Source organism: Isoptericola sp. NPDC057391 (assembly GCF_042668085.1).
Taxonomy (GTDB): Bacteria; Actinomycetota; Actinomycetes; order Actinomycetales; family Cellulomonadaceae; genus Isoptericola.
Genome location: NZ_JBHVBO010000014.1, coordinates 1 through 12,839, shown reverse-complemented (window position 1 = coordinate 12,839; position 12,839 = coordinate 1). Strand labels below are relative to the sequence as shown.

Genomic DNA, 12,839 nt, shown 5'->3' with positions numbered 1-12,839 from the left:
ACCGCCATGTTCCTGCTCGCCGGCCTGTTCCGGCTCTTCGTCGTCGCGCTCGGTCTCGTCGGCACGCGCGCCATCTGGCGCGACGGCGACATCGAGGGGTTCGTCTACTTCACCAACCTCACCAGCCTCCTGGCGGTGGCGGTGTTCGGCTGGGCCGCGGTCACGACGTTCCTGCGCCGGGAGCCGCCGCCGGTCTGGGCGAAGGGCCTGGTGACCCTCGCCGCGGCGATCACCGGGCTGGTCGCGTGGCTGGTCCTCGAGCCGGAGTCCCCGGACGCCCCGGCCGTGTTCCTCGGGCTCACCGACGGCCAGGTGGAGCACCGCGCGCTGCCGCTCGCCGTCGTGGTCGACTTCCTGCTGCTTGACCCGCACCGCCGCGCCCGCCTGCGCGACGCGGGCCTGTGGATGCTCTTTCCCGTGCTCTACTTCGGCGCCGTCCTGCTGCGCGGGCAGCTCAGCCCGGGCAGCGCGTACCCGTACGGGTTCATCGACCTGGACGCCCTCGGGTGGGGCGGGCTGGGGCTCAACCTGGTGCTGTACGGCGGCGCCTTCTACGTCCTCGGGCTGCTCATCGTCGCCGTCGACCGGGTGCTCCCCGCCCGCCCCCTCGTGGGGAACGTCAGGGAGTGACGATCGAGAAGTTCTTGTCGCCCGGATCGAGGACGGCGGTCAGCCGACCGAGGGCCGAGGCGTCGCCCGAGATCTCGATGCCCGCGGCCGCGAGCGCGGTGGGGTCGCCGGCGGCGAGCACGGGCAGGGAGGCGCGGCGGGCGGTGATGGTCGCGTCGGCGTCCCCCTGCTGGGCGGCGGCGCTGTAGGTGAGGACGCCGTTGGCCAGGCGCACCCGGTAGCGCTGGTCGGTGTCGGTGACGACCACGTCGATCGACAGGTTCTCGTCCCACGCCCGCGGGCCGTTCACCTGGATGGCGATGGCGTCGAAGAGCATCTCGGGGGACAGGTTGGCGATGACGTCGGGCGCGTTGGTCTCGGTCGGGGTGCCGAACTGGCCGTCGCGCAGCTCGGTGGCGCCGGACAGGTAGAAGTCGCGCCAGGTGCCGTTCTCCGAGCCGTACCCGAGCTGCTCGTAGGTGTCGGCGAGCAGCACGCGCGCGGCGGCGTGGTCGGGCTCCGCGAAGACGGCGTGGTTCGCGGCCTCCGCGGCCCACCGGTAGTCGCCCGCGTCGAACGCCTCGCGCGCGTTCGAGACGAGCGCGTCGACGCCGCCGGCGAGCTTCGCGTACCGCTTGGCGCGCTCGACGGGGGTGTGCTCCCACAGGTGGGCGGGGTTGCCGTCGAACCAGCCGAGGTAGCGCTGGTAGATCGCCTTGACGTTGTGGCTCACCGAGCCGTAGTAGCCCCGGGCGTTCCACGCGTTCTCCAGCGCGGGCGGCAGCTGGATCTCCTCGGCGATCTCCGGGCCGGTGAGGCCCTTGTTGAGCAGGCGCAGGGTCTGGTCGTGCAGGTAGGCGTAGATGTCCCGCTGGTCCTGCAGGTACTTCACGACCCGGTCGTGTCCCCACGTCGGCCAGTGGTGGGACGCGAAGACGACCTCGACGTCGCCGAAGAGGTCGATCGACTCCGTGAGGTACCGCGACCACGCGTGCGGGTCACGCACGACGGCGCCGCGCAGGGTCAGCAGGTTGTGGAGCGTGTGCGTGGCGTCCTCCGCCGCGCACAGCGCCTGGTGGTCGGGCAGGTAGATGAGCATCTCGGACGGCGCCTCGGTACCGGGCGCCATCTGGAAGACGAAGCGGACGCCGTCGATGACCTCCTCGTGGCCCGTCGTCGAGACGGTGTCCGTCGGGGGCATGAAGGTGACCTCGCCCGTGGAGATCGTCTGGCCGAGCCCGGCACCGACACCGCCCTGGGCCCCACGGGCGAGCGCGGCCCCGTACATGTAGGCCGCACGACGGTTCATCGCCACGCCCGCGTACACGTTCTCCGAGACTGCGTGCTCCACGAAGCCCTCGGGCGCGTAGATCCGTACCCTGCCGGAGTCGACGTCCTCCTGGGACACGAACCCCTTGGTCCCGCCGAAGTGGTCGGCGTGCGAGTGCGTGTAGATGATCGCCTTGACGGGGCGGTCGCCGCGGTGCTCGCGGTACAGCGCGAGCGCGGCCGCGCCGGTCTCCTTCGTGAGCAGGGTGTCGATGATGATGACGCCCTCGTCGCCCTCGATGATCGACGTGTTCGACAGGTCCATCCCGCGCACCTGGTAGATGCCGGGCGCCACCTCGAACAGGCCCTGGACCGCGTTGAGCTGCGACTGCCGCCACAGGCTGGGGTTCACGGTGTCCGGGGCGTCGCCCTCGAGGAATGCGTACGTGTCGTTGTCCCAGACGACGTCGCCCGCGTCGTTGGTCACCGCGTTGGGCGAGCGACGGGCGACGAGTCCGCGAGTCGCGTCCTCGAAGTCCTGCCGGTCGGAGAAGGGAAGGCTGTCCAGCAGAGCCTGCTGCTGGGCGGCGATCGTGGGCGTGGCTGGCTTCGGTGCGGTAGGCATGGCGCCACGATGGCACCGGCGCGGCGCGGGCGCGCGGCGAAGGTTCAGTCGTCCGGGGACTGCGCCCGGCGGGCGCGGCGGCGCTCCGCGAGGTCGTACGCCTCGCGGACGGAGCCGAGCAGCACGTCCGTCTGCGGCACGACGGCGCCCTGCAGCCGCGTCGAGACGCCGCCGGCGGCGAACCGCCGCGCCAGGTCCTCGGGCACACCGCAGACGACGACCTCGACGCCGTGCTCGTGCCAGCGGTCCAGGAGGCGGTCGAGGGACTTGAGGAACGTCGTCGACGGGATGCCGGCGGAGCCGCGCAGGGAGATCACGAGGGCGGCGTCGTGCGCGTCGGCGGTGTGCGGCCACTCCTCCTCGAGGCGGTTCACCTCGGCGAAGAAGCCGGTGCCCACGTAGTGCAGCACGGTGGTGCGGCCCGACGGCAGGGTGGTGGGGGCGTCGTCGACGCGGAAGTCGCCGCCGTCGGTGGGGACGAGCTGGATCAGCCTGCCGCGCTGAGCCGCCTGCACCGCGAAGAGCACGATCGACAGGCCGGCGCCCAGGAAGATGGCCTGCTGCAGCGGCAGCTGCGTCGTGGCGAGGAACGTGACGACGAGGGCCGCGGCGGACAGCCACGACGTACGGAACACGAGCACGATGTCGGCCCACCGGCCCACGATGAGCTCGCCGCCGATGACGAGCAGCAGGCCGCCGATGACCGCCATGGGGATCTCGCCGGCGAGCGGGCCGAGCAGCAGCACCAGGACGACGAGCCAGACGCCCGCGAAGATGCCCGCCCAGCGGGTCTGCGCGCCGCCGCTGGTCGCGACACCGGTGCGGGAGAGCGACCCGCCGGTGGGCAGGGCGCCGAAGAACCCGCCGGCGACGTTCGCCATGCCCTGCGCGGTGAAGTCCTTCGAGACGTTCGTGCGCGACCCGTCCGGGTTGGGCACGGCCGCGCCGATGCCCGCCGCCTGCGCCAGCGCGATGAGCGCGATGGCGAGCCCGCCGGACACGAGCTCCGGCATCGCCCCGAGGTCCGGCAGGGTGAACGGCGGCAGGGAGCGCGGGATGGCGGCGATGTCGCTCACCCGCTCCACGTCCGTGCCCAGCAGCGCGACGACCACCGTGACGACGACGAGCGCCACGAGCGTCGCCGTCTTGCGCAGCCGCGGCACCAGGCTCAGCGCGGCCCACGCGGCGACGGTCGCGAGCGCGACGGCGACGGTGGGTCCGTCCCAGTCCCCGACGTGCAGCACGCCCTCGACCAGCTTGCCCACCGTGTTGTGCGCCTCGGGCGTGTAGCCGGTGGCGTCCTTGACCACGCCCGCGACGATCTGCACGGCGATGCCCGCCGTGAACCCCGTCATCACCGCCGTGGAGACGAACGACATCACCGACCCGAGCCGGAGCACCCCGAGCAGCAGCATCCACAGCCCGACCATCACCGTGAGGGCGGCGACGGAGCCCAGGTCGCCCGGGTCCAGGCCGGCGCCGGTGAGGATGCTCTGCGCGGACAGCGCGATCGCGCTGGTGAGCGTCGTGACCATGAGCACCGTGCGGCTGAAGATCGACCCGATCACCGTGGGCACCGCGCCCGACCACAGACCCATCGGCGCGGAGAACCCGCCGACCGTCGCGTACGCCATGCCCTCGGGGATGGAGAACAGCCCGGTCACGAAGCCGGAGACGACGTCACGGGGGGTGGGCTTCGACACTCGCACCCCAGCACAGTGCCGCACGACCTGGGGCGTCGCGACCCGACCGGTACTCCGGCGACCTCAGCGGCAGTCCAGGTCCTCGCGGACGGACGTCGTCGCGTCGGCGACGCCCTGGGCCTCGTCCTTGAGCGAGTCGGCAGCCTCGGCGAGCGTGGCGTCGTCGTCGACCTCGTTGAACGCGGTCACGAGGGCGTCCCACGCGCGGGCGATGTCGTCCGTGCGGTCGTCGCTCACCTCGGAGATGCTCTCCTCCAGCGCCTCCTGGGCCTGCCGGGCCTGGTCGCGGGCCGCCTGCACCTCAGCGACGGTGGCGTCCGGGCCCAGCGTCCCCGCGAGGTCCCGCAGGGCGTCCGTGTAGGCGGAGAGGCGCTCGCAGGTCTGGGTGGTGTTGTCGCCCATCGCGTCCGTGCTGGCCTCGCCGCACCCCGCCAGCAGCCCCGTCGCGCCCAGCAGCGTCGCCCCCAGCACCGCGTACCCTCGTGTCCTCGTCCGGCCCATGATCGGCTCCTTCGTCGCGCTCCGCCGCCCTCACCTCGACTGTCGCCGTCCTGTGCCGCGCTCGCTCGCGCAGCGACGCAGGGCCACGAGCCGGGCGTTCCAGACCATTACGGATGAACCGTCGTTCGGCGAGCCAAGTCGCCCGATGTCTGACACCTTCGTGAATGGTGCTCGCGCACAGCGTCGCGCGCGGGCGGTTTGCACCGATGTGTGGAGGGGCACGGATGGTGGACGGTCGCAGGACTGTAGGGGAACGTCAGCGTCGGCAGGCCCGGTTGAGGGCACGACGGCGCGTCCGTCGTGGTGCGTCCGTGCTCGGCGTGCTGGCGCTCGCGCTCGCTGGAGCGGTCATCCCGGCGACGACGGCCTCCGCCGCGAGCTGGGGGATCCAGAAGGTCGTCACCAGCGAGGGGCCGTACGAGCCGGGCCAGCAGGTGCAGTTCGCGATCCAGATCTCCTGCTCGGACCCGAACGCCCAGCCCTGCACCAACAGCGTCATGACGGACGAGCTGCCCGAGGGGCTGATCCTCGTCGACGCGAGCGTCTCGACGGGCGACGGCGACCTGGTCGTCGACACCGACACCAACACCGTCACCTACTCCGACGACACCGCCCCCAACGGCTCCCAGGCGGTCATCACGGTCACGGCGCAGGTCGACCCGGACCTGCCGTACAGCGCCAACGGGGTGCCCATCACGAACACGGCGACCGTCGACGGCGACAACACCGACCCGGCGTCCGCCGACGCGACCGTCACACCCGTCGTCGACCTGGAGCTGGGATCCGAGACGACCAAGTCGATCGAGCCCGAGGGGGCGCTCGCGGCGCCCGGCACCGCGGCGACGATGACGATCGGCGCCACGAACACGTCGAACGACCCGGTCGACACCCTGGTGATCCAGGACCCGGTGGACCCGACCGCCGACCCCAACCCGTTCACCTACCTCGAGTACACCGGCACGGGCGACATCACGATGCCGCCGAACGCGACCGACGTGACGCAGGAGTACTGGGACGGCGACTCGTGGGAGCCGCTGGACGACTCGGTGGACCCGACCACCGTGCAGGGCGTGCGGTACACGTTCAGCGGTGACATCCAGCCGGGCGCCGAGGCGTCTGTCGCGGTCGAGGTGCAGCAGAGCGCGGCCGTCACCGAGCTGACGGACCCGCTGACCGTCACCAACGACGCGTCGTCGCACGTCACGCACGGTGACGACGAGTCCGACCCCACGACGGCCGAGGACACCTACGTCATCACCCCGCCGAACAACTCCGTCACGGCGAGCAAGAGCTTCGACCCCGCGACCGTGAGCGCGGGCGACCCGACGACGGTGACGATCGGCGCCACCAACGCCGGCACCGCGGTGGACACGATGACGATCACGGAGCCGTCGCCGGACGGCCCGAACCCGTTCATCGGCGATGACCCGCTCACCTTCACCGGCTTCGGACCCGACGGTGACGGCACGGGGGTGCAGTGGCCCAACGGCGCCAGCGAGGCGAGCGTGACCTTCACGTGCGCCGACGGCTCCACGCCCACCGAGGAGGCCTCGGCACCGAACACCCTGCCGAACCCGCCCACAGGCTGCGTGGTCGAGGGCTTCACGGTCACCTTCACGGGCGACCTGCCCACCGGCGCCGAGGCGTCGATCCCCTTCACGGCGGACACCGACCCCGACCAGGAGGCCGAGGATGTCACGCACACCAACGAGATCACGGCGACCGTCCCCAACGCCGAGGACACGGCGTCCGCCGACCTCGTCACCCTGGTGGACCGGCTGGCGACGGAGACCGACAAGCTCATCTCGCCGTCAGAGATCCCCGCGATCCCGGGGCAGAGCGTCGTCGTGCAGCTCCCGACGCAGCTGCTGCCGTTCGGACCCGACGGGTCGACGACCAACGCCGACCAGGTGGTGATCCAGGACCCGACCGACCCGACGGTCTCGGACGAGTGGTCCGAGAACTTCGTGCCGACCGCCGTACGGTCCACCGACGTGCCGGCGAACTCCACGCTGACCGTGAACTACTGGAACGGCAGCGCCTGGGTGCCGGCCCCTGACTGCGGCCCGTTCACCGGGCCGGCGACGGTGAGCTGCGACCTGCCGGCCGACGCGCAGGGCGTGCAGTTCGTGTACGACTCGACGGGGGACGGTTTCCCGCCAGGCACCAGCTTCCAGCCGAACTTCGTCGCGGAGTACACCGGACCGACCGACCGGGACGACCCGATCGAGAACTGTGGCGCCTCCAGCGCGTCGTCGGGCTCGGTCTCGCCCACCGAGCCGGCCGAGGGCTGTGCCACCGTCGACCCGTTCCCCGTGGACGGCACGGGTGACCTCGACTTCATCGACAAGACGTTCCTCGGTGAGCAGCCGGTCAGCGTGCTCGCGCGCTCCGACGACCAGGCGACGGCGCAGATCACCTGGTCCACCAACGGCTTCTCCGGCGTGGACCCGATGGTCATCTCGGACGTCGCGGACCCGGCGACGACCGCGATCGAGGACTCGTTCTACGACGCCTTCAACCTGGTGAGCATCCCCGCGATCGACAGCTCGCTGGACCCGCTGATCGAGTACGACGCGATCGCCGGCGTCGAGCTGTGGAACGGGTCGGCCTGGGTGCAGGCCTCCGGCTCGGGCTGCACAGCGGCCACGCCGTGCGACGGCGGGATGCCCGCGGTGAACCTCACCGCGGCGGAGCAGGAGTCCACGACGTCCGTCCGGATCGTGTACACGGAGTCGCCGTCGCGGTCCACGACGCCGGACGACCCGACCGAGCCGGCGGTCGGCGACGGCGTGGCGCGGTCCACGCTCTCGGACGGCCGCCACCTCAACCTCACGTTCCAGGTGCGCGACTACAAGCGCAGCGACGGCGAACCGGTGCTCGGTTCGACGAACGGCACGCTGTACAACACCGACGACCCGGGCCTGGTCAACGACACCGCGCGGGGAACCGGCACGTTCGACGGCAACGACTACACGGACACCGACGACGCCGATGTGCTGATCATCGACCAGCCGCTCAACGTGACGGTGAACAAGGACTGGACGGGCGGGCCGATCTCCGTGCCACCGCCGGGGACGCCGACCGGGTTCTACCCGTCGACCACCGTGACGATCACCGGCACCAACGCCTCGGCGGCCAAGGTCGACCAGCTCCGGCTGGTGGAGCCGGGCGCCCCGGACTCCAACGCGGTGCAGACGGCGCCCGGCACCCCGCCGTTCACGGTCTTCAACCTCACCGGGATCGACATCACGCCGCCGCCGGGCGTCTTCGCTCCCGGCGACAACCCCGACTTCCCGGACGGCGGCACCGTCGTGACCCTGACCTTCGCGGGCGGGGCGACGCAGGCGCTCTCGGAGACGGCCGCCGAGGCACTCGACCCTGCTGAACTCTCCGACGTCGTCGGTGTGGTCGTGTCGTACAACGGCCTGATCCCCGCGGGACAGTCGGGGTCGATGGACCTCACGCTTCAGCTGCGGGACACCGACCGCTACACCGGTGAGCCCCTCCTCGACGAGGCGGGTGCGATCGCCACGACCAACCCCGTGCCGGACGGCGCGGTTGCGACGATCAATGACCCGGGCGGCACCGACGAGGACGTGCGCCGCGCGTACGACGACGCGACCATGCCGCTGCAGACGGCGGCCATCGACCTCGAGGTGGGCAAGACGTTCAGCCCGGACACGATCGTCGAGCCCGGCACGGGCCCGGTGACGATGACGCTCACCGGTCAGCCGCAGGGCCCGTCGCGCAGCGTCGAGATGGTGCTCATCGACGACGACCCGCAGTTCTGGAACCAGTACGACTTCGTCGGCTTCGACGGCGCCAGCCTCACGGCGCCGATCCAGCAGGTGCAGGTCGACGCGTTCACGGGCGGTACGTTCACCGGCGACCCGGGATCCTCCGACCCGGTGACCGTGACCGGTGGCGCCTGGGTCGAGGGCACGCCGTCGGGCACCTTCGCCCTGCCCGCGGGCGTCGCCCCGGAGGACGTGCAGGGCCTGCGGTTCACGTTCAGCCGCACCGACGGCTCCATCTGGGAGAACCCGGCGAACCCCACGCAGAGCATCCCGATCTCGGTCGAGCGGCGCGACGAGATGCGCTCGGGCGGTCCGGTGCTCCCCGACCTGGCGGCCAACCCGCCGGGTCCCGGCGAGACGGACCCGGGCGTGGCGAGCAACTCCGTCCAGGGCACCACGACCGGCGCCGACCTCGTCGTCGACCCGGAGAGCGGCGAGCTGGTGCCGGTGAGCGCCGAGGACGAGGCCGAGGCATCGATCCTGTACCAGCACGCCACGAACGGCGTGACGATCGTCAAGGACTTCGACGGGACGGTCACCGGCGGCACCGAGGCACCGAACGCGGTGTTCCCCATGAACATCACCGTGACCAACACCGGTGACCGGCCTATCGTCGACCCCGTCGTGACCGACCCGATGCCGGTGGACGACGAGGGCGCGCAACTGCGGCTGGCCGACGTCGACGACCCGTACCGGTACGCCCTGACGGGCGGCGACCCCGATCCCAGCACGCCGGACCTGCCCACGGACGCCGGCGAGGTGACGGTCGATCAGCAGGGCGACATCGAGAGCCTCGGGTTCACGTTCCCCGAGGGCTCGGTGCTCGAGGTGGGCCAGAGCTACACGATCACGGTCATGGTGAGCTTCCGCGTCAGCCTGCCGCCGCAGACGGTGGTCGAGAACACCGCCGGCGTCACGGGCGACCGGCCGTGGGACGAGTGCACGACCCGGTTGAACGAGGAGACCGGGGCGTGCGAGGCCGACTCGGACGTGCAGTCGACGGCGACGGCGGCCCTCAGCCAGTCGAAGTTCGTCAAGGCGACGAACGACGACGAGCTCGACGTCATCGTCGACCCGGACGCCACGAACCCCCCGGACGAGTGCACGCCCAACGCGGCGGGCTTCTACGCCTACCCGTGCACCCCGGTCATCGCGCCGGGTCACGACGAGACGTGGCGGATCCGCGTGGACAACGTCGGCAACCTGCCGATGAACAAGGTGGTGCTCTACGACCGTCTTCCGGCGCCGGGTGACACCGGCTCCTTCGACCCCGCGGAGCGCGGGTCGGCGTGGGCGCCGCTCCTCAACAACGACTACCCGCCGGAGCTCGTCAACGCGCCCGCAAGCGCTGAGGCCACGTTCTACTACTCCACCGTGCAGGACTACTGCATGGACGACATCAACGACCCGATCAACGAGCCGGTCTGCCCCACCGACGACCCGACCACCGGATGGGTGCAGCTCACCGGCGACGAGCCGGAGTCGGTCTACGAGGAGATCACCGCGTTCAAGGCCGTGATCACGTTCCCCGAGGACGACATGTTCCAGCCGGGCGAGTTCCTCGCGCTCCAGGGCGTGACCACCACCCCGCCGACCGTCCCCGATGCCGGGGACCGCTCCATCGCCTGGAACTCCGCCGCCGCCTCGGCCGTGGCGATCGGTCCCGGCGGGAACCAGGTGCGGATGCTGCCCACCGAGGGCACGAAGGTCGGCGTCGCCACCGCCAGCGGCTCCCTCAACGTCGTGAAGTTCGCGGGCGGGCCGGGGGCGGAGTACGCCCCCGACGAGTTCCAGCTGAACGTGCAGTGCACGTCCGCCGTGGGGACGTGGGTGGAGCAGGCGCTCGACCCGATCCCGATCACCGTGAGCCCGTTGAGCCCGGTGACGGTCGACAACCTGCCGTACGGCGCCGAGTGCACCATCACCGAGGACGACGGCGTGAACGGTGAGACCGAGCTGATCGTCGGGTCGGTGACCATCGGCGAGGACCCGGACGTCACGGGCATCACCGCCATCAACTGGTACGAGCTCGGCTCGCTCGAGCTGTCCAAGTCGGTGGTGAGCGACGCCGTCGACCAGAACGGCGACCCCGTCTCGTACGGCCCGTTCGAGGCCACCGTGGAGTGCACGTTCCTCGGCGAGGAGGTGTTCGCCGAGGGCTACTCCGCGGAGAACCCGATGGTCGTGGAGCTGGCTGGTGACGGCACGCCCGTGACCTTGACCGGTCTGCCCGTGAACGCCGAGTGCACCGTCACCGAGACGAACACGGCGAACGCGGGGGCGACGTCGATGACGGTGACGCAGCCTGGCGAGGATCCGGTCGAGACGGACGGGACGTCGGCCGACGTCGTGATCGTCCCCGACGACGCCGGAACGGCGGGCACCCAGCTCGAGGCGACGAACACCTTCGACGTCGGCGCGATCAACCTGCAGAAGGTGGTCGACGGCGAGGGCGGGCCGGCCTACGGCGCCGGCCCGTTCACGATCCAGGTGGTCTGCACCTACGACGCGGACGGCGAGGGCCCCGGCGAGGCGGGCACGGTCTACGACGGCACGGTCGTCCTCGGCGGGGCGGGGCCCCTCGACGCGCAGATCGCGAACCTGCCGGTGGGCGCGGAGTGCGACGTCACCGAGGTCGACGACGGCGGTGCGACAGGGGCCGTCGTCGTGCCGGAGACGGTGACGGTCGCCGCGGGCGAGCCGGCCGAGGTGGTCATCACCAACACGTTCGACGTCGGCACGATCGAGGTGGACAAGGACCTGGCAGGCCTCGGCGCCCTCTACGGGCCCGGCCCGTTCGAGGTGACGTTGGAGTGCACCTACGAGGGCGTCGACCTGGCGATCCCCGGAGGGGCGGTCCGCGAGTTCATGCCGGGCGCCCCCGCGGTCTTCGAGGGCCTCCCGGTGGGCGCCGAGTGCACGGTCACGGAGACGGGCGACTTCGGCGCCTCGTCGACGACGGTGAGCGTCGACAGCGCCGAGCCGGTCGAGGGGAACACGGCCGACGTCGTGGTCCCGCCGGCCGACGACGGCGAGCCGACCACCGTCTCGGTGCTGGTGACCAACACCTTCGACACCGCGCCTCTGCTGGTCCAGAAGGTGGTGGACGGCGACGCGGCGGCCTTTGCCCCGGCGATGCCGGACCTCCCGCCGCTGCCGGAGATCCCGGACCCGCTGCCCACCGACCCGGAGGAGATCGAGGCGCTCCTGGAGCAGGTGCTGGAGTACCTGGCCCAGGTGCCGTTCGACGAGTTCCCGTACGAGGTCTCGTTGGAGTGCACCACCTCGACCGGCGCACCGGTGGACTTCATCCCTGGCGGCCCGGACCGGCGGTTCGGGCCCGGGTTCCCCGGCGTCTACTTCGGGCTGCAGGACGGCGACACGTGCACCGTCACGGAGACCGACGTCGCCGGCGCCACGAGCGTGACCGTCGACCCGGACCCCGTCGAGATCGACGCCGACACCGAGACCGTCGACGTCGCGACCGTGACGAACACGTTCGACGCCGGGTCGATCCAGGTGGAGAAGGTGCTCGACGGTGATGGCGCGCCCTTCGTCACGGCGCCGTTCGAGGTGTCGCTGGCCTGCACGTTCGAGGGCCAGGACATCGAGGTGCCGGGCGGCGCCACCCGCACGGTGACGCCGGACGAGCCGGCCACGTACGACGGGCTCCCGGTCGGCGCGGAGTGCGTCGTGACGGAGACGGACGCGGCGGGCGCCACGTCGACCACGGTCTCGACGACCGTGGAGGACGGCGACCCGGGCCAGGTCGAGGTGCCTGGCGCCGACGCCGACCCGGCGGTGATCACCGTGACGAACACGTTCGACGTCGGCTCGCTGGCGGTGGACAAGGTGGTCGACTTCGAGGGCGACGCGTACGACGTCGGGCCGTTCGAGGTGACCGTTGGCTGCACGTTCCAGGGCGCGGACATCGAGATCCCGGGCGGTGCGGCACGCGAGATCGCGGCGGGTGACACCGTCACCTACGACGGGCTGCCGATCGGCGCGGAGTGCGTCGTGACGGAGACCGACGACGGGGGTGCGGCGTCCTCCACGGTCTCGGCCGTGGGAGACGGTGAGCCGGGCGTGGTCACGATCGCGGCCGACCCGGCGTCGGTCACCGTGACGAACACCTTCGACGCCGTCCCGCCGCCGCCGGGCGACACGGGCGACTCCGGCGGGGGCGGCTGGCTCCCGACCACCGGTGCGGACGTCGCCGTGTGGGTGGGGCTGGCGGTCCTGCTGGTGGCCGGCGGCGCGATCCTCGTCGGGATCCGGCGACGACAGCAGCACTGACCGGATGCCACGACGGCGCCGACCCTGGTCACGGGG

5 protein-coding genes are annotated in these 12,839 nt (G+C 71.7%); 2 read left to right on the top strand and 3 right to left on the bottom strand.

Annotated elements, in window-relative coordinates; genetic code table 11:
* The first annotated feature begins 6 nt into the window (after positions 1-6).
* Positions 7-630, top strand: coding sequence for a Pr6Pr family membrane protein (locus tag ACFUVW_RS03710; protein WP_430570003.1), 624 nt, complete (start codon positions 7-9; stop codon positions 628-630).
* On the opposite strand, the gene ACFUVW_RS03705 is transcribed toward ACFUVW_RS03710, so the two are convergent.
* Genes ACFUVW_RS03705 through ACFUVW_RS03695 form a run of 3 tightly spaced genes read right to left on the bottom strand, consistent with a single transcriptional unit; the run spans position 620 to position 4,707 of the window.
* Positions 620-2,503, bottom strand: coding sequence for an alkyl/aryl-sulfatase (locus tag ACFUVW_RS03705; protein ID WP_430570002.1), 1,884 nt, complete (start codon positions 2,501-2,503; stop codon positions 620-622). The genes ACFUVW_RS03710 and ACFUVW_RS03705 overlap by 11 nt on opposite strands.
* 44 nt (positions 2,504-2,547) lie before the next feature.
* Entirely contained in the window at positions 2,548-4,212 is a 1,665-nt protein-coding gene (locus tag ACFUVW_RS03700) for a SulP family inorganic anion transporter (protein ID WP_430570001.1), read from the bottom strand.
* A 57-nt stretch (positions 4,213-4,269) separates the two neighbouring features.
* On the bottom strand, positions 4,270-4,707 hold the full coding sequence (locus ACFUVW_RS03695) for a hypothetical protein (protein ID WP_430570000.1): 438 nt from the start codon (positions 4,705-4,707) through the stop codon (positions 4,270-4,272).
* Positions 4,708-5,018: 311 nt separating this feature from the next.
* On the opposite strand from ACFUVW_RS03695, the gene ACFUVW_RS03690 reads away from it, so the two are divergent.
* Positions 5,019-12,803, top strand: coding sequence for a DUF5979 domain-containing protein (locus tag ACFUVW_RS03690; RefSeq protein WP_430569999.1), 7,785 nt, complete (start codon positions 5,019-5,021; stop codon positions 12,801-12,803).
* Positions 12,804-12,839 lie beyond the last annotated feature (36 nt).

Coding starts and splice junctions, on each gene's coding strand:
- ACFUVW_RS03710 (WP_430570003.1), top strand. CDS start 7: ATGTTCCTGCTCGCCGGCCTGTTCCGGCTCTTCGTCGTCGCGCTCGGT.
- ACFUVW_RS03705 (WP_430570002.1), bottom strand. CDS start 2,503: ATGCCTACCGCACCGAAGCCAGCCACGCCCACGATCGCCGCCCAGCAG.
- ACFUVW_RS03695 (WP_430570000.1), bottom strand. CDS start 4,707: ATGGGCCGGACGAGGACACGAGGGTACGCGGTGCTGGGGGCGACGCTG.